The sequence below is a fragment of the Pseudomonas sp. BIGb0176 genome, assembly GCF_024810175.1.
Lineage (GTDB): Bacteria > Pseudomonadota > Gammaproteobacteria > Pseudomonadales > Pseudomonadaceae > Aquipseudomonas > Aquipseudomonas protegens.
On the sequence record NZ_JANUEC010000001.1, the window covers coordinates 238373 to 253382 of the forward strand.

Annotated in this window: 17 protein-coding genes; 10 read left to right on the plus strand and 7 right to left on the minus strand. The window is 65.4% G+C overall.

The window, feature by feature from the left end; all coding sequences use genetic code 11:
• Positions 1 to 30: 30 nt before the first annotated feature.
• The 3 genes from M2395_RS00915 to zapE are packed head-to-tail and all read right to left on the minus strand — an operon-like array spanning position 31 to position 2127.
• A complete protein-coding gene (locus tag M2395_RS00915) occupies positions 31 to 399 on the minus strand; it encodes a hypothetical protein (protein ID WP_077934508.1) in 369 nt (122 codons plus the stop codon).
• Entirely contained in the window at positions 386 to 1000 is a 615-nt protein-coding gene (locus M2395_RS00920; RefSeq protein ID WP_077934507.1) for a hypothetical protein, read from the minus strand. The genes M2395_RS00915 and M2395_RS00920 overlap by 14 nt, the downstream gene beginning before the upstream one ends.
• Positions 997 to 2127 carry a cell division protein ZapE gene (gene zapE / locus M2395_RS00925; RefSeq protein WP_053159484.1) on the minus strand — a complete coding sequence of 377 codons (1131 nt, stop codon included), beginning with the start codon at positions 2125 to 2127 and terminating at the stop codon, positions 997 to 999. Before zapE ends, M2395_RS00920 begins: the two co-directional genes overlap by 4 nt.
• 240 nt (positions 2128 to 2367) lie before the next feature.
• Here zapE and M2395_RS00930 point away from each other — a divergent pair, with 240 nt between their 5' ends.
• The 7 genes from M2395_RS00930 to M2395_RS00960 all read left to right on the plus strand — a co-directional run bounded on the left by M2395_RS00930 (position 2368) and on the right by M2395_RS00960 (position 8906).
• Positions 2368 to 2868, plus strand: a complete 501-nt coding sequence (locus M2395_RS00930; protein WP_015636329.1) for a spore coat U domain-containing protein — start codon at positions 2368 to 2370, stop codon at positions 2866 to 2868.
• Positions 2869 to 2970: 102 nt separating this feature from the next.
• A complete protein-coding gene (locus tag M2395_RS00935; RefSeq protein WP_011062241.1) occupies positions 2971 to 3507 on the plus strand; it encodes a spore coat U domain-containing protein in 537 nt (178 codons plus the stop codon).
• 20 nt (positions 3508 to 3527) lie between these two features.
• Positions 3528 to 4064, plus strand: a complete 537-nt coding sequence (locus M2395_RS00940) for a spore coat protein U domain-containing protein (RefSeq protein WP_015636327.1) — start codon at positions 3528 to 3530, stop codon at positions 4062 to 4064.
• A gap of 4 nt (positions 4065 to 4068) precedes the next feature.
• Positions 4069 to 4569 carry a spore coat U domain-containing protein gene (locus tag M2395_RS00945; RefSeq protein WP_123430464.1) on the plus strand — a complete coding sequence of 167 codons (501 nt, stop codon included), beginning with the start codon at positions 4069 to 4071 and terminating at the stop codon, positions 4567 to 4569.
• A 46-nt stretch (positions 4570 to 4615) separates the two neighbouring features.
• A complete protein-coding gene (locus M2395_RS00950; protein ID WP_015636325.1) occupies positions 4616 to 5407 on the plus strand; it encodes a molecular chaperone in 792 nt (263 codons plus the stop codon).
• A gap of 119 nt (positions 5408 to 5526) precedes the next feature.
• Complete coding sequence (locus tag M2395_RS00955; protein ID WP_123430465.1) at positions 5527 to 7884, plus strand: fimbria/pilus outer membrane usher protein; 2358 nt, start codon at positions 5527 to 5529, stop codon at positions 7882 to 7884.
• Positions 7885 to 7916: 32 nt separating this feature from the next.
• The gene (locus M2395_RS00960) at positions 7917 to 8906 is read left to right on the plus strand and encodes a spore coat U domain-containing protein (protein WP_123430466.1); all 990 of its coding nucleotides are present in this window, start codon (positions 7917 to 7919) and stop codon (positions 8904 to 8906) included.
• Between the two features lie 3 nt (positions 8907 to 8909).
• Here M2395_RS00960 and M2395_RS00965 read toward each other — a convergent pair whose 3' ends face one another.
• Together M2395_RS00965 and M2395_RS00970 are read right to left on the minus strand one after the other, a co-directional pair.
• A complete protein-coding gene (locus tag M2395_RS00965; RefSeq protein WP_019095137.1) occupies positions 8910 to 9635 on the minus strand; it encodes an anti-sigma factor in 726 nt (241 codons plus the stop codon).
• Complete coding sequence (locus M2395_RS00970) at positions 9632 to 10138, minus strand: RNA polymerase sigma factor (protein ID WP_053152719.1); 507 nt, start codon at positions 10136 to 10138, stop codon at positions 9632 to 9634. Before M2395_RS00970 ends, M2395_RS00965 begins: the two co-directional genes overlap by 4 nt.
• A gap of 167 nt (positions 10139 to 10305) precedes the next feature.
• Here M2395_RS00970 and M2395_RS00975 point away from each other — a divergent pair, with 167 nt between their 5' ends.
• Positions 10306 to 11391 carry a catalase family peroxidase gene (locus tag M2395_RS00975; protein WP_053152717.1) on the plus strand — a complete coding sequence of 362 codons (1086 nt, stop codon included), beginning with the start codon at positions 10306 to 10308 and terminating at the stop codon, positions 11389 to 11391.
• Complete coding sequence (locus M2395_RS00980; RefSeq protein WP_011062232.1) at positions 11388 to 11927, plus strand: cytochrome b; 540 nt, start codon at positions 11388 to 11390, stop codon at positions 11925 to 11927. The genes M2395_RS00975 and M2395_RS00980 overlap by 4 nt, the downstream gene beginning before the upstream one ends.
• A gap of 21 nt (positions 11928 to 11948) precedes the next feature.
• On the opposite strand, the gene M2395_RS00985 is transcribed toward M2395_RS00980, so the two are convergent.
• Positions 11949 to 13169 carry an MFS transporter gene (locus tag M2395_RS00985; protein ID WP_053152715.1) on the minus strand — a complete coding sequence of 407 codons (1221 nt, stop codon included), beginning with the start codon at positions 13167 to 13169 and terminating at the stop codon, positions 11949 to 11951.
• A 104-nt stretch (positions 13170 to 13273) separates the two neighbouring features.
• Here M2395_RS00985 and M2395_RS00990 point away from each other — a divergent pair, with 104 nt between their 5' ends.
• A complete protein-coding gene (locus tag M2395_RS00990; protein ID WP_015636320.1) occupies positions 13274 to 13729 on the plus strand; it encodes a helix-turn-helix domain-containing protein in 456 nt (151 codons plus the stop codon).
• 35 nt (positions 13730 to 13764) lie between these two features.
• Here M2395_RS00990 and M2395_RS00995 read toward each other — a convergent pair whose 3' ends face one another.
• On the minus strand, positions 13765 to 14919 hold the full coding sequence (locus M2395_RS00995) for a M14-type cytosolic carboxypeptidase (protein ID WP_011062229.1): 1155 nt from the start codon (positions 14917 to 14919) through the stop codon (positions 13765 to 13767).
• Positions 14920 to 15010 lie beyond the last annotated feature (91 nt).

Below are 15010 nucleotides of genomic sequence, written 5' to 3' on the forward strand. Positions count from 1 at the left end.
TTTGCTGCCTGAGCGGCCATGGGATGGGGGCTATTGGGTTTCCAGCAGCCTGAAGGCCAACGCGCCCGCTCCTTGAACGTAGTCGGCAATCAGGGTCAGGTCGGTCTTGCGGCCTTTGGACCACAGCTGGCAGGCCACTCTCATGGTCGATGGCTCGGTGCCCAGCGGGTAAAGGTCCAGGGCCACCCGGCCGCTGCGGTCCGGCTGGAATGCCCGATCATAGGGCGCAAGGGCCAGGTCCCCGGCCTGTTCTCCCGAGCTGTCCAGCTCTTCGAGGATTTCTGCATAAATGGCCGGGCTCACGCCAACTGCCGCCAATGCTGTTGGCTGGGCATGTTCAATGGCGCGCAAGAGTGCCTCTGCCAGTCGGTAAATCTCTTGGCGGTCAAATGCTTGCATCTTGCAGTGCTCCAGCCAGCCGGCGAAATGCCGCGGGGTGCCTGGAGTTCCCGGCTTCAGCCAGCATCGACTCCAGGCTGTGATGCTCCAGGGTATTTTTTACCGATCCGGTGGCGGCTCTGCCCAGCGGGCTTTCCAGGTCGAAGTCGCTCTCCAGGGTTGCAAGCAGGTAGGCGCCCTGGCGGCTCCATTGGTTGAAACGCATGACGTGCCGGTCATCCAGAATCACCGCGCCTTCCTGCTTGTCGTCCGAGAAATGGAACGCCAACTGTGAAGGGGGTAGGTTTTGCTGGGCTGCAAGGCGTTTCCTGTACTTGAGCACGGACGTCAGGCGGGCCCCGGGGGCCAGGTTGAAGCCACTGCCGACCCGTTGCCGGTCAAGGAAGTAGCACTTGAACAGCACCTCCAGGGTTCGCTGGTGGTAGCGGGTCGTGCAGCTTTTTTCATACTGGTGAAAGTCCTGGGGCTCGCCGACCCGCTCATAGCCTTTGGCCGCCAGTTCGGCTGCCGAGAAACTCTCCAGGCCAAATAGCCGGGAGTGCTGGAGGGTTGAATCTTGCAGGTGCAGGCACACCAGCTCGCAAAAGCTGATCGAACTCATCTGGCTACCTGCTCAAGCGGGTGCTCGGGGCCGACTTCCTGCAATTGCCCGAGGCGGCTGCGGGTGCGGGCCAGGTCGATGGCGTGGCCGCCCAGGCTTTCGGCCAGCGGGCGCTGGCCGATCAGCAGCAGGCGCTTGTCCTGGTCGTAGAGCACGTCGATCAGATTGATGAAGCGCTGCTGGGCGGCGATCGAGCACTCCGCCAGTGGCGGCAGTTCATCGATGATCCAGGTGTCGAACTGGCGGCTCAGTTCCAGGTAGTCCATGACTGCCGTGGGCTGCTGGCACAGGTCGTTGAATTCGAAGCGGATGCTGCGCTGCTGGCGCTGGCGGGTGGTCAGCTGGCGGCTGCCGACCTGCAGCAGCGTTGCCGGGGCATGGCGTTCGGGCAGCTTGAGCGCCTGGCGCTGGGCCGCGGTGCCGGGCCAGAGATACTGCCCCCGGGTAAAGGCCTGTTGCTCGTGGGTTTGCGCGTGGGTCCGGTAATCCTCGGCACCGCCGACTTCCATGACCTGCATGCGCGCGTTGATCAGTTCGATCACCGGTTTGAAGCGGGCATGGTACAGCGGGTTGGGCAGCAGGCCTTCGGGAGCGTAGTTGGAGGTCACCAGCAGCACGATGCCGCGCTTGAACAGGGCCTTGAACAGCCGGGTGATGAGCATGGCGTCGCCGATGTCGTGGACATGGAACTCATCGAAACACAGTACCCGGCACTGGCGGAGCAGCTCGTCCAGGGTGGTTTCCAGGGCATCGGCCTGCTGTTGGTGGCGAAACATGCCCTGGTGCAGTTGGGCGAAGAAGTCATGGAAATGCAGGCGCTGTTTCTCGGCGATGGGCAGGGCGCGGAAGAAGCCGTCCAGCAGCCAGCTCTTGCCCCGCCCCACGGCGCCATACAGGTACAGGCTCGGCGCCTGCGGGGTGGCCTGCTCCAGGGCGTCGGCCAGTTGCCCCATGCGCTCGATCACCTGCAACTGGCCATGGCTCAGGGTGTAGCCCAGGTCCTGGGCCTTATGGCGAAAGTAGTCATGGATCAGCGCGCCAGCGGCGCTCGGGCGGCGGGCGGGCCTGGCGAACAGGCGACGCCAGGGAGATCGAGTCTGTGCAGGTTTTGGCGGTAAAGCGGCCAATGTTGATTACCCCGATGGTTCCAGGCCGCTCACCTTAAGAGCGGCGCGCCAATTTAACCAATAGAAAATGCCCCGGCCAGTCATCTCGAAAAGGCATGGCTGCAGCCGTGCCGGCGCAGCGCTCATGCCGTGAGCAATTAATACGCTAACTGGCGGTTTCCCCGCGGGTTGCTAACCTGACTTCAGCGAATGCTCCTCATAAGGATTGAGGCCTTGAATGGATATAAGGGTGTGGCAGTGATGAGCGCATTGCTCAGCGCGACAGCAGGGGCCGCGGACTTGCAGGTGCAGGTCCGGGTCGATGTGCTGCGTGGCTGCCAGTTGGTCGGCCAGCAGCGCGAAGCGGGGATCGAACAGCTCGGTACCCTGGACTTCGGCAGCACCGCACGCCTGGACGACCCGGCCGGGCCCTTGTCGGCGGCACTGCCGGGCAGCCGCCAGCCGCGCCTGGAATGCAACCCCGATACCCCCTATCAGATGCGCATCGACGGCGGCCTGCACGGTGGTGTCGGCGAAGTGCGCTACCTGGCCAGCAACACCCGGGCCGGCAAACCCATTCCTTATCGCCTCTACCAGGACCCGGCCCGGCGGATTCCGCTGCCGGTGAATGTACCGGTCAGTGGCCGGGTGCCGGATTCCGGCACGGTGGACCTGCCCTTGTACGGGCGTATCGAACCTTTGGCCGAGATCCCCCGGGCCGGCGGTTATTCCGATGTATTGAAAGTGACCCTGACCTGGTAGGGCCGGGGCATGAATGCTGCCACCAGTAACGGGGCAGAGCAGGGAGGGCGGTTCATGGTGAACGGCCCATGTGGGAGTCCTGATGGAACTGGGATGGCTGCAATGAAAGGCAGGACCTGGACGATTGTCGCCCTGGGTTCGTTGTGCCTGTTGGCGGACGACGCCCAGGCGGCAATCAGCGGGCAGATCCAGGCACGCCTGGTGATTACCGCTGCCTGCCAGGTCAGCAGCGGCGGCGATCCGTCTGCCAGCCCGATCGGCGACCCGGGCATGCTCAACTTCGGCCAGCAGGGCCCGACCTGGGTCGCGCCGATCAAGGCCAGCCTCACCAACAGCGCCGAGGGCCAGCTGCAGGTGGCCTGCAACTCCTCGGTCACCGGCTTCACCGTGACCATCAATGGCGGCCTCAACGGCGACGGCACGACCCGGCGCTTGAGCAATGGTCGCCAGACCATCCCCTATCGATTGTTCGTCGATGCTTCCGGTAGCGACAGCTACAGCATCGGCCAGCAGCGCAATTTCGCAGTGAGCAGCGGCAGACGGATTCCCATCCCGGTGTTCGGCTCTGTGGTCGCGAATACCCGCGCGGTTCCGGCAGGGCTCTACACCGACACCCTGACCATCACGCTGGATTGGTAAACCATGAGAGGACACACATCATGCACGCGCTTGTATCCAGAATCGGCTGGCCTCTGTTGGGGCTGGTCATGGCTTCAACGGCCAATGCCGCCACCACGGTCACCGGGCAGATCAGCTCGACCCTGATCCTCACCAGCAGTTGCCAGGTCAACGGCGTCGGCGGCAGCACCGGACTGAACTTCGGTGCCCTGAACTTCGGCACCACCAACAGCCTGTTCACCACCGCCACCGGCCAAGTGCTGGGCGGCGGTGGCGGCGCGCTGTCGATCCTCTGCTCCACCGGCACCACGCCGACCCTGACCATCCAGGGCGGCGCCAATGACGGCAAGTCCACCGGTGGCACCCGGGCCCTGTTCGACGGGGTGGCCAACTATGTGCCCTATGACCTGTACACCGACTCCGGGCATTCGCAGATCGTCGCGATCAACGGCGTGATCAACCTGGCGCCAAGCACCGGGGTGGCGCAAACCGTGAACCTCTATGGCCAGGCGGTGGGCAAGGCGGGGCTACCGGCCGGCACCTACACCGATACGGTGTCCGTGCAACTGACCTTCTGATGCCATGGCCAGCCACGCTTGTGCGCTGCTGCTCCTGGCCTGCGCGAGTGCCTGGCCGGGGTGGATCGCTGCGGCCACCAGCCAGAGCTTCCAGGTCAGCGCCACCATCACCGCCGGGTGCCTGGTGATGGGGGGCGTCAGCAACTACGGCAGCCTGGCCTTCGGCAGCCAGTCGGCGCTGTCCACCAGCACGGTCAGAGTGGCGCTCACCGGGGGCGTGCAGTTGCAGTGCACGCCGGGGGTGACCCTGAACATGACGGTGGACGGAGGCCAGTACAACAGCAGTGGCCGGCACATGCAGCTCAATAGCGGCAGTGCGCGGGTGGCCTATCAGTTGTTTCGCGATGCGGGCTACAGCCAGAGCCTGGGGATAGGTCAGAGCGTGGCCGTGGCCTACAGCGATGCCAATAACATCAGCCTGCCGATCTACGGGCAGGTGCAGTTGCCGGGCAATCAGCCTGGGGGGACGTACAGCGATGTGCTGCAGGTGCAGCTGTCGTGGTGATGGGGCGCATTCATAACCAGCCGGCAGGCGGACAAGGAGTAGCAGTATGCATTTACCTTTGCAGGGCATGCGGGGGACCGGTTATCTGATCCTGGCGGGGCTGTTGGCAGTTGTACCCAGGGTCCAGGCCGCCAGTTCGGTGCTGATCTGGCCGATCGACCCGGTACTGGAGGCCGATCAGCAGGCCAGCGCGTTGTGGCTGGAGAACCGCGGTACCGAGACCGCCAACCTGCAGATCCGGGTGTTTGCCTGGAGCCAGAGCGGCTTTGCCGACCAGTACCAGAACCAGCGCGATGTCATCGGCAGCCCGCCGGTGGCGAAGATCGAGCCGGGGCAGAAGCAACTGGTACGCCTGACCCGCACCCGCGAGGTGCCACCGGGGCAGGAGCTGGCGTACCGGATCATCATCGACGAGATTCCCTCGGCCAAGCCCATCACCCCGGAAGGGGATGCCAAGAGTGCGGCAGCGATCCGCTTCCAGATGCGCTACTCGGTGCCTTTGTTCGCCTATGGCGCCGGGCTGTGGAGCAAGGAAGACACCTCCCGTCCACGCGATCCCAAGGGGGCCGGCGTGCCGGACCTGAGCTGGCGCAAGGTGGCAGTGGACGGCAAGACGTTTTTCGAGCTGCGCAACCAGGGCGCGGTGCACGCCCGCCTGACCGATGTGGCCTTCAAGCAGGGCGGGCAGGCCCGGCCCGTGGCGCCTGGGCTGCTGGGCTATGTGTTGCCCGGGGCGGTGATGCGCTGGCCGGTGCCGGAAACCCTGGCGGCCGAGTCGACCCTGCAACTGCGGGTCAATGGAGCACCGCAGGTACAGGACCTGGCGCCTACGCACTGAGCCTCGGGCGCAACGCGGCCGCCAGTCGGACGGCCGGTGGGGAGAGGTACGGACGGATGTGAGCGCGGTGGCGCATCCGCCCCGGGATGGAGATGTCCATAGATGGACTTGAGCCCGCAATGAGCCAGGACCCGGCTCGGCGTTTTCGCAGGTGGCAAGGGCTGGTGACCGGCCTGTGTAGCCTGATGCTGGCCGCAGAGGTGCCGGCGGGCGAACTGCCGCCGCCGCCCAGCAGCCTGGAGTCGATGGCCGATGCACAGCTGTTTCTGGAACTGGTGATCAATCAGATGAGCACAGGGAAGGTGGTGGCGGTGGAGCAGCGCTCCGGCCGGCTGTTTCTGCCGGCGCAGACCCTGCGTGAAACCGGGATCAAGCTGCCCGAGGGGCTGGGCGCCGAGGTCGACCTGGACAGCCTGCCGGGCCTGCACAGCGACTACGACAGCCAGGGCCAGCGGCTGCTGCTGGACGTGCCGCCCGACTGGCTGCCGGAGCAATTCATCGGCAGCCGCCAGGCTTACCCACGGACCCCGGCCCTGAGCAGCTTCGGCGGGTTGCTCAACTACGACCTGTACCTCAACGACACCGATGACGGCGGCACCTACCTGGCGGCCTGGAACGAGGTGCGGCTGTTCGACTCCTGGGGCACGCTGTCCAACACCGGGCAGTACCGCCAGACCCTGTCGGGGGTTGGGAACAGCTCCCTGAACAACGGTTACCGACGCTATGACACCACCTGGCGTTTTTCCGACGATGAACGCCTGCTGACCTACGAGGCCGGTGACCTGATCAGTGGCGCCTTGCCCTGGAGCAACTCGGTGCGCCTGGGCGGGGTGCAACTGTCCCGGGATTTCTCGGTGCGTCCGGACCTGGTGACCTATCCCTTGCCGCAGTTCGCCGGGGAAGCAGCGGTGCCGTCCTCGGTGGACCTGTTCATCAACGGCTACAAATCCAGCAGCGCCGACCTGCAGCCCGGCCCCTACACCCTGACCAACATTCCCTTCATCAACGGCGCCGGCGAAGCGGTGGTGGTCACCACCGATGCCCTTGGCCGGCAGGTGTCCACCACGGTGCCGTTCTACGTCACCAGCACCTTGCTGCAAAAGGGCCTGACGGACTTCTCGGTGGCCGCGGGTACCTTGCGCCGGGACTACACCCTGCGCGACTTCGGCTATGGCCCGGGGGTGACTTCCGGCAGCCTGCGCTACGGCCTGAGCGACAGCCTGACCCTGGAAGGCCATGCCGAAGCCTCGGACTCCCTGACCCTGGGCGGGGTCGGTGGCAACCTGCGGCTGGGGCAGTTCGGGGTGATCAATACCGCCGTCAGCCAGAGCCGTTTCGACGGCGACGGCGGCCAGCAGTTGAGCCTTGGCTATCAGTACAGCAGCCAGCGCTACAGCGTCGCCTACCAGCGGGTGCAGCGGCGTGATCAGTACGCCGACCTGACGGTGGTCGACAGCCCCTACACCAGCCTCAGCCAGCGTAGCGAGCAACTGACCCTGAGCCTCAACCTGGAGCGCTTCGGCAGCCTGGGCGCCGGTTATTTCGACGTGCGCGCCGCCGACTCGACCCGTACCCGGCTGTTGAACCTGACCTGGAGCAAGCCGCTGTGGCACAGCAGCAGCTTCTACCTGTCGGCCAACCGCGAGATCGGCGACAGCCACTGGGCCATGCAGGCACAACTGGTGGTCCCCTTCGACCTGCACGGCAGCCTGAGCCTGAGCAACGAGCGCAGCAAGACCGGGGAAAACCGCCAGCGGGTCAACTTCAGCCGCTCGGTGCCGATCGAAGGCGGGGTTGGCTACAACCTTGGCTACGCCACCGGCAGTGGCGCCGACTATCGCCAGGCCGATGTGACCTGGCGCCTGCAGTCGGTGCGCCTGCAGGCCGGGGTCTATGGCACCAGCGATGCCGAGACCCGCTGGGCCGATGCCAGCGGTTCACTGGTGTGGATGGACCGCCAGGTGTTCGCCGCCAACCAGATCGACGACGCCTTCGTGGTGGTCAGTACCGACGGCTACAAGGACATCCCGGTGCGCTATGAAAACCAGCTGGTGGGCCAGACCGACAAGAACGGCCATCTGCTGGTGCCCTGGAGCAGCGCCTATTACCGCGGCAAGTACGAGATCGATCCGCTGAACCTGCCGGCCAACGTGCAGAGCCCGAATGTCGAGCAGCGGGTGGCGGTGCGGCGTGGCAGCGGCTACCTGCTGGAGTTTCCGCTGACCCGGATCATTGCCGCCAGCGTGGTGCTGGTGGACGCCCAGCAGCGCGAGCTGCCCCTGGGCAGCAACGTTACTCATGAGCAGAGCGGGGCGCGGACGGTGGTCGGCTGGGATGGGCTGGTCTATCTGGAAAACCTCGCGGCCCAAAACACCCTGCACGTGGAACTGGCCGACGGCAAGACCTGCCGGGCGCAGTTCGACATCGACATGCAACAGCAGCAGGTGCCGTTGATCGGCCCGCTGGTCTGTCAGTAACGGCGGTATCACCGGATCAAGGAGCGTGGCGTGTGAATGCGGGCAAGGGATGGCAACAGGCAATACTGGGGCTGCTGGCAAGCGTGCTGTCGTGCACGGCCCAGGCACTGTGCACGACGGTCCCGACCGCGCCGGCAGGCTTCGGTACCGTCAGCTCGATCCTGGTGCGCACCACCTCGCAGCCGGCCTCCACCACCAATGCCGGGCTGAGCTGTACCGGCTCGCTGCTGAGCATTCTGGCCAGCAACGATCATTTCTACGCCACCATCACCTCCACCACCAGCGGCATGGTGGGACCTACCGGCGACGTCATCAGCTACACCCTGTACGCCAACAACAGCACCAGCTATCCGATCACCCGCGGGGTGCAGTTCGACTTCGCCCGCAATTCCATCATCGACCTGCTGGGCCTGCTGGGCAGCCCGACCGTGGCCAAGACGGTGCCCATCTACCTGGGTACCCTCATCGGCAGCAACGTGGCGGCGGGGGTCTATACCGAGAACCTGAGCATTCTCTGGAGCTGGAACTATTGCTCCGGAATCGGCGCCCTGGGGATCTGTCTGGGCCGGGATGTCGGCAGCGGTACCCAGAGCCTGACCGTGAACATGACGGTGTCCAACGATTGCGTGATCACTGCGCCGAACATCAGTTTCGGCAGCGCGCCGGTGATCAGCGCCTTCGCGACGGTGACCGGGCAGACCATCAACCTGGCCTGCACCAAGGGCAGTGCCTACACCGTGGGCCTGAGCGACGGCCAGCACCCGGTGAGTGCGGGGGGGCGCAGGCAGATGATTTCCGGCAGCAACTACCTGGCCTACGACATCTTCAAGAGTGCCGGTAGCACCCGCTGGGGCAGTGTCGGCAGTGCCCGGCGCTCCAGCACCGATGCCGAGGTGAACCCCGGCAACGGCCTGGGCACCGGCAGCCAGATCTTCAACTACAACGCCAGGATCTACACCGACCAGAGCACCCCGCCGGCCGGCACCTATATCGACAACGTGGTGCTGGACGTGGGCTTCTGAGGGCTACAGGGGAATTTCCGCCGGGCCGACCATGGCGTAGTTGTAGCCCTGGCCGGACCAGTACTGCGCCTGCAACGGGCCCTCGCGGCGGCTGCCCGGGGGCAGCAGTTTGTTCTGCGGCCCTGGCGGGCGGATGTAGAAGCTGACCTTGCGCCCCTCGCGATCCTCGTACAGCACCATGGCCGCCGGGCCTTGCTCGGTGCTCAGCAGGCGCCCGCTGACGGCCCTGAACCCGGCCCCCTGCAGATCCGGCAATGGGCTGGCCTGGGTGAAGTAACGGTCCAGCCAGGCCTGCATGCTCTGATTGCCCTGTACCTTGAAGTCCGCGGGGAGCATGCCCTGCTCGGCAAACAGACGATAGGCCTGCAGGGCGTCGGTCATGGGCAGCACGCTGCTGCCGGCCAGGGTCAGTTCCCGCGCCTGCCAGCCGCTCAGGCCGCCCACGCCCACCGCCACCAGGAGCACCGCGGCACTGGCCAGGCGGCGCAGGCTACGTTGCTTCAGGCGCGCGCGGATCTGCACCGGGTCCAGCGCCGGGTTGGCCGGTTGCAGCAGTGCACCACCCAGGGCCGCCCGCAGGTGCTGGGCGTCCTGCTGCCAGGCCTGGACCCGGGCCGCCACCTGCGGGTGGCTGGCCAGGTAGTGCTCCAGCAGCCGGCGGTCCTGCTCACTGAGTTGGTGGTCGACATAAGCGTGCAAGTCGCTGTCGCTGGGGGGCAGGCTGATCATTTGAGTATCCGTAGAGAAGGGCTGCTGATTTCGCCGTCGCTGAGTTGGCGCAGGGCCTGGCGGGCCCGGGACAGGCGCGACATCACGGTGCCGGTGGGCACCTGGAGAATCTCGGCGATCTCCTTGTAGCTCAAGCCTTCCACCGACACCCAGAGCAGCAGGGCGCGCTGTTCGGCATTCAGGCGGTCGAAGGCTTCCAGGGTCGATTGCGCCATCACCGTGCGCTCCACCGAGGGCTGGCTGTCGTCACGGCCGGTGAAGAACTCCAGCATCCGCGCGTAGCGTCGGGAACGCCGGTGGGCATCGAGGAACTGCCGGTAGAGGATGGCGAACAGCCAGGCCCGCAGGTCGCCTTCGGGGCGTTTCCCGGTCCATCCGGCGAGGGCGCGTTCCAGGCAGGCCTGCACCAGATCGTCGGCGCTGCTGGGCTGGCGCGTCAGGGACAGGGCAAAGCGGCGCAGCCTTGGAATCAGCGGGCGTAGCTGTTGGTCGAGATCGTTCATGAAATCCTGCGGATGCTGGGCCAGTCACTAGGCTTGAGGCTAGGAAGACGCGCCGCACAGCAGGTTATTCCAGCCGCAGGAAAATAAATACCGGTCGTGGAATAACCCTGGGCGAGCTGCGTCTGACAGATCCTTGCCCTCATGGCTATGCGTATTGGAGATGTCCCATGGTTGATCCTTCATCAAAGCCCGACCGCCCACCCCTGGGGCCTGTCAGCCTGACCCTGCGCCTGGGGGCAATCGCCCTGGTGGTGGCCGTCGCTGCGGCGGCTCTGGCCTATGTGCATGGCAGCCTCGATCCCGGTCGCCTGACCCCCAAGGCCCTGGTGGATGTGCTGGAAACCAACAATGGCGTGCACCCGGGGTATCGCCGCAATCACGCCAAAGGGGTGTGCGTCATCGGTTACTTCGAAAGCAGCGGCGAGGCCCGGGCCTACTCCACGGCGCTGGTGTTCAATGAGGCACGCACGCCGGTGGTGGGGCGCTTTGCCCTGCCCAGTGGCAACCCCTATGCGCCGGACAGCAGCGTGCCGATCCGCAGCCTGGCGCTGCGTTTCCTCCAGGCCAACGGCCAGCAGTGGCGGACCGGGATGAACAGCATGCCGGTGTTCCCGGTGGGCACTCCCGAAGCCTTCTATCAGTTGCAACAGGCCGGCTCCCCTGATCCGGCCACGGGCAAGCCGGACCCGAGCAAAGTGCCGGCATTCTTCGCCAGCCATCCCGAGGCGACGCCGTTCCTGCAATGGGTCAAGGGCGCCAAACCTTCGGCCAGCTATGCCAGTGAAAGCTACAACGGGATCAATGCCTTCTACCTGGTGGATGGCAGCGGCAAGCGCCAGGCAGTGCGCTGGGGGGTAGTGCCCGAGACCCGGGATGGGCCTGATGCAGGCAGTGCCCCGCAAGGCGCCGACTACCTGGAGCAGGACCTGGTTCGGCGCCTGGCCCAAGGGCCGCTGCGCTGGCGCTTGCAGATCACCCTGGCGGCGCCCGGTGACCCCACGGATGACGCCAGCAAGGCCTGGCCGGCGCAGCGGCCGGTAATCAACGCCGGGACCCTGGTGCTGCAAAGCACCCAGGCGCAGAACAGCGGCGAGTGTCGGGACATCAATTACGACCCGCTGATCCTGCCCAGCGGCATCCAGGCGTCCGACGACCCCCTGCTGGCAGCGCGCTCTGCGGCCTACGCCAGTTCCTACCTGCGTCGCACCAGCGAAGTCAGCCAATTGCCCGGCGCCCAGGAGCCACGTCCATGAATAGCCAACCTCGACATTTCGCTCCCCTGGCGCGCCTGCTGCACTGGCTGATGGCGTTGCTGATCATCGCCATGCTGTTCATCGGCGCCGGCATGGTGGCCTCGGTTTCCGCGCGTCATGAATGGCTGATCCACCTGCACAAGCCCCTGGGGATCGCCATCCTGCTGTTGGTGCTGGTGCGCCTATGGGTGCGTTTCTACACCCGACAACCGCCGTTGCCGGCAGACCTGCCGGGCTGGCAGGTGCTGGCGGCCAAGGCCTCCCATGTGCTGCTGTACGCCTTGATGCTGAGCCTGCCGCTGCTGGGCTGGGGCATGATCTCGGCGGCCGGCGACCCGGTGATGCTCGGCAGTTCGCTGCAACTGCCGGCGATCCTGCCGGCCAATGCCCAGCTGTTTGCGGTGTTGCGCAAGGCCCATGGTTATCTGGCGTACCTGCTGTTTTTCACCGTGCTGCTGCATCTGGCCGCGGCGCTGTTCCATGGCTGGGTACGTCGCGATGGTGTGCTGCAGAGCATGTTGCGCGGCCGCGGTTGATTGAACCCGGCGGCGCCGGGCTCAAGTGGCGCAACGAACCCTGGCCGCGGCTTTGCCCGGGGCCAGGCTCCACAGCCAGTAGATCAGCGCCACGCCGTTGATCCCGGCCCCCAGCAGGCAGACCCCGGTCCAGCCGGCCCAGGCATAGGTGGCGGTGGCGGCGATGGAGCCTGCGGCGCTGCCCAGGGAATAGAACAGCATGTAGCCGGCGGCCAGTCGGCTCTGCGCCTCGGGGCGCACGCTGTAGATCAGGCTCTGGCTGGTGACGTGCACGGCCTGCAGGCCCAGGTCGAAGCTGATTACCCCGAACAGCAGGGCCCACAGGGACGATTGAGTGAAGGCAATGGGCAGCCAGGACAGCAGCATCAGGCCCAGTGCCAGGCCGCTGGTCCACTGCGCCAGGCCGCGGTCGGCCAGGTGCCCGGCCCGTGCCGCGCCCAGGGCGCCTGCCGCGCCAGCGAGGCCGAACAGGCCGATCTCGGTGTGGGACAAGGACAGTGGCGGGGCACTCAATGGCAACACCAATGGCGTCCACAGCACGGTGCCGGCGGCGAAGATCAGCATCGCCAGCACCGCCCGGTCCCGCAGCACTTTTTCCTCCCTGAACAGTTGCAGCAGCGAACCGAGCAATTGCCCGTAACCCTGGGTGGCCTTGGGTTGCTCGCGGGTAGGCAGGGTTTTCCACAGGGCCAGGGCCACCACCAGGGTCAGCCCGGCGGATAACAGATAGACCGAACGCCAGCCCGCCAGGTCGGCCATGGTCCCGGCCACGGTACGGGCCAGCAGGATGCCTACCACCACGCCGCTGGTGACCATGCCCACGGTTCGGCCGCGTTGCTCTGCCGGGGCCAGGTTGGCGGCGTAGGCCACCAGTACCTGGGTTACCACCGCCAGCAGGCCGATGCAGGCCATGCCCAGCAGCAGCCAGGCGCTGCTCGGGGCCAGGGCCACGGTGAGCAGGGCCAGCACCGAGAGCAGGGTCTGGGTCACGATCAGCCGTCGCCGGTTGTACAGGTCCCCCAGGGGCACCAGCAACAGCAGGCCCAGGCCATAGCCGACCTGGGTCAGGGTGATGACGATGCCCACGGTGGCCGGCGCCAGGTCGAAGGTATGAGCCATGGCATCCAGCAGTGGCTGGGCGTAGTAGACGTTACCCACCGCCAGACCGCAGGCGATGGCGAATAGCAGCACCACTTTGGTGGAAAGAGCAGGCGAGGCATGAGGGGAAGAATTGGCTGACATGTTGGGCTCCGGGTTTTGGTTTCATAATGAAACCAGTTGTACGGTAAAGATCGTGGTTTTATATTGCAACCACTTTCCTTTGGCCTGATCGGAGAATGCCCTGCATGGTCAAGCGCACCAGCCTGCAAGATGCCGAGTGCCCGGTTGCCCGCTCACTGGACGCCATTGGCGACTGGTGGTCGCTGCTGATCGTGCGGGATGCCTTTGACGGAATCCGCCGTTTTGGCGAGTTCCAGCGCAACCTCGGCATGGCCAAGAACATCCTGGCCACACGCCTGCGGACCCTGGTGGAACATGGGGTGTTCGAGGTTGTCCCGGCGTCCGATGGCAGTGCCTACCAGGAGTACGTGCTGACGGAAAAGGGCAGGGGGCTGTTTCCCCTGATCATCGGCTTGCGCCAATGGGGCGAAGCGTTTTTCTATCAGGAAGGGGAAGCGCATTCACGGATGGTCGACCGGCAGACCGGGCAGCCGTTGCGCGCGCTGGAACTGCGCTCGGCGGACGGGCGCTTGCTGGGGCCGGAGGATTGCCGGCGGGTGGCGGTCGGGGAGGGTGACTGAGGGCTGCGCAACGGGGGGGCAGCCCTCAGTCGGGTTCAGCGCAGGTGATCCACCAGGTCGGCCAGGGTGCTCAGCACATCCTTGCCCAGTTGCATGGAGCGTTTGCCCGACCAGCCGGTGAGCGGGTTGGGGTTGTCATCGTGGTCCTTGAAGGGCATTTCCAGGGTCAGGGCCAGGCAGTCGTACTTTTCCCCGACGGCATTGCAGGCCAGGGCCATGTTGGCCTGGCCGGGTTTGTCCCGGGTGTAGCCGTGGGTGGTCTGGAAGTCCCGGGTCTGGCGTTTCAGGTGGCTGCGGAAATGCTCCTCGAGCTTCTCCAGTCGCGGGGTATAGCCCGGGTTGCCTTCGCAGCCGGCGGTGAACACGTGGGGAATCTCTTCATCGCCGTGCACATCGAGAAACAGGTCGACGCCGTATTGTTCCATCTGCTGCTGGACGAACAGCACTTCCGGGCTGAGTTCCTGGCTGGCGGTCTGCCAGGCACGGTTCAGGTCCTGGCCCTGGGCGTTGGTGCGCAAGTGGCCGTGGAATGCGCCGTCGGGGTTCATGTTCGGCACCAGGTACAGGTCGGCCTTGGCCAGTAGCGCGTTGAGCTCCGCATCATCGTGACGGAACAGGCGCTCGATCACGCCCTCCATGAACCATTCGGCCATGTGCTCACCGGGATGCTGCTGGGCGATGATCCAGATCTTGCGTTGGCCTGGCGCGCCGCTGCCTTTGCGCAGCAACTGGATGTCCCGGCCTTCGACGCTTTTACCCACGGCCAGCAACTCGGTGCCGGCCTTGGTCAGGGCCTGGTCGATCAGCCAGTCGTGGCGGCCACGGCTGTAGGGTTCGAAGTAGGCGAACCAGGCATGGGTCTGGGTGGCTTCCAGGTTGAAGCGCAAGGCGTCGCCTTCGAAGATCGTCGGTACGCGAAACCAGTTCACATGGTCGTAGGAGGCCACTGCCTGGTAGCCGGTCCAGGCTTTGTTGTAGGAGGACTGGCTGGCGTTGGTCAGGCGAAACCAGTGTTCCTGGCCGACATGCAGGCCGCTGACCTTGAAATGAAACCACTGGAAGTGCGGGCTGCGGGTATCCGGGCGGATGGCCAGCAGTGCCTGCAACGGGTTGCTGATATCCAGTACGTCGATGTTGCCACTGTCGAAATCAGCGCAAATATCAAAAGAAGTGTGATTGCCCACGGTCATAATCGATTCCTTATCAGGATTGTTATGAGCGCTACTCTACACAGAAGGGGGGGTAAAAGAAGGGGGGCGTCGTCCTTGACGCAGACGAAGC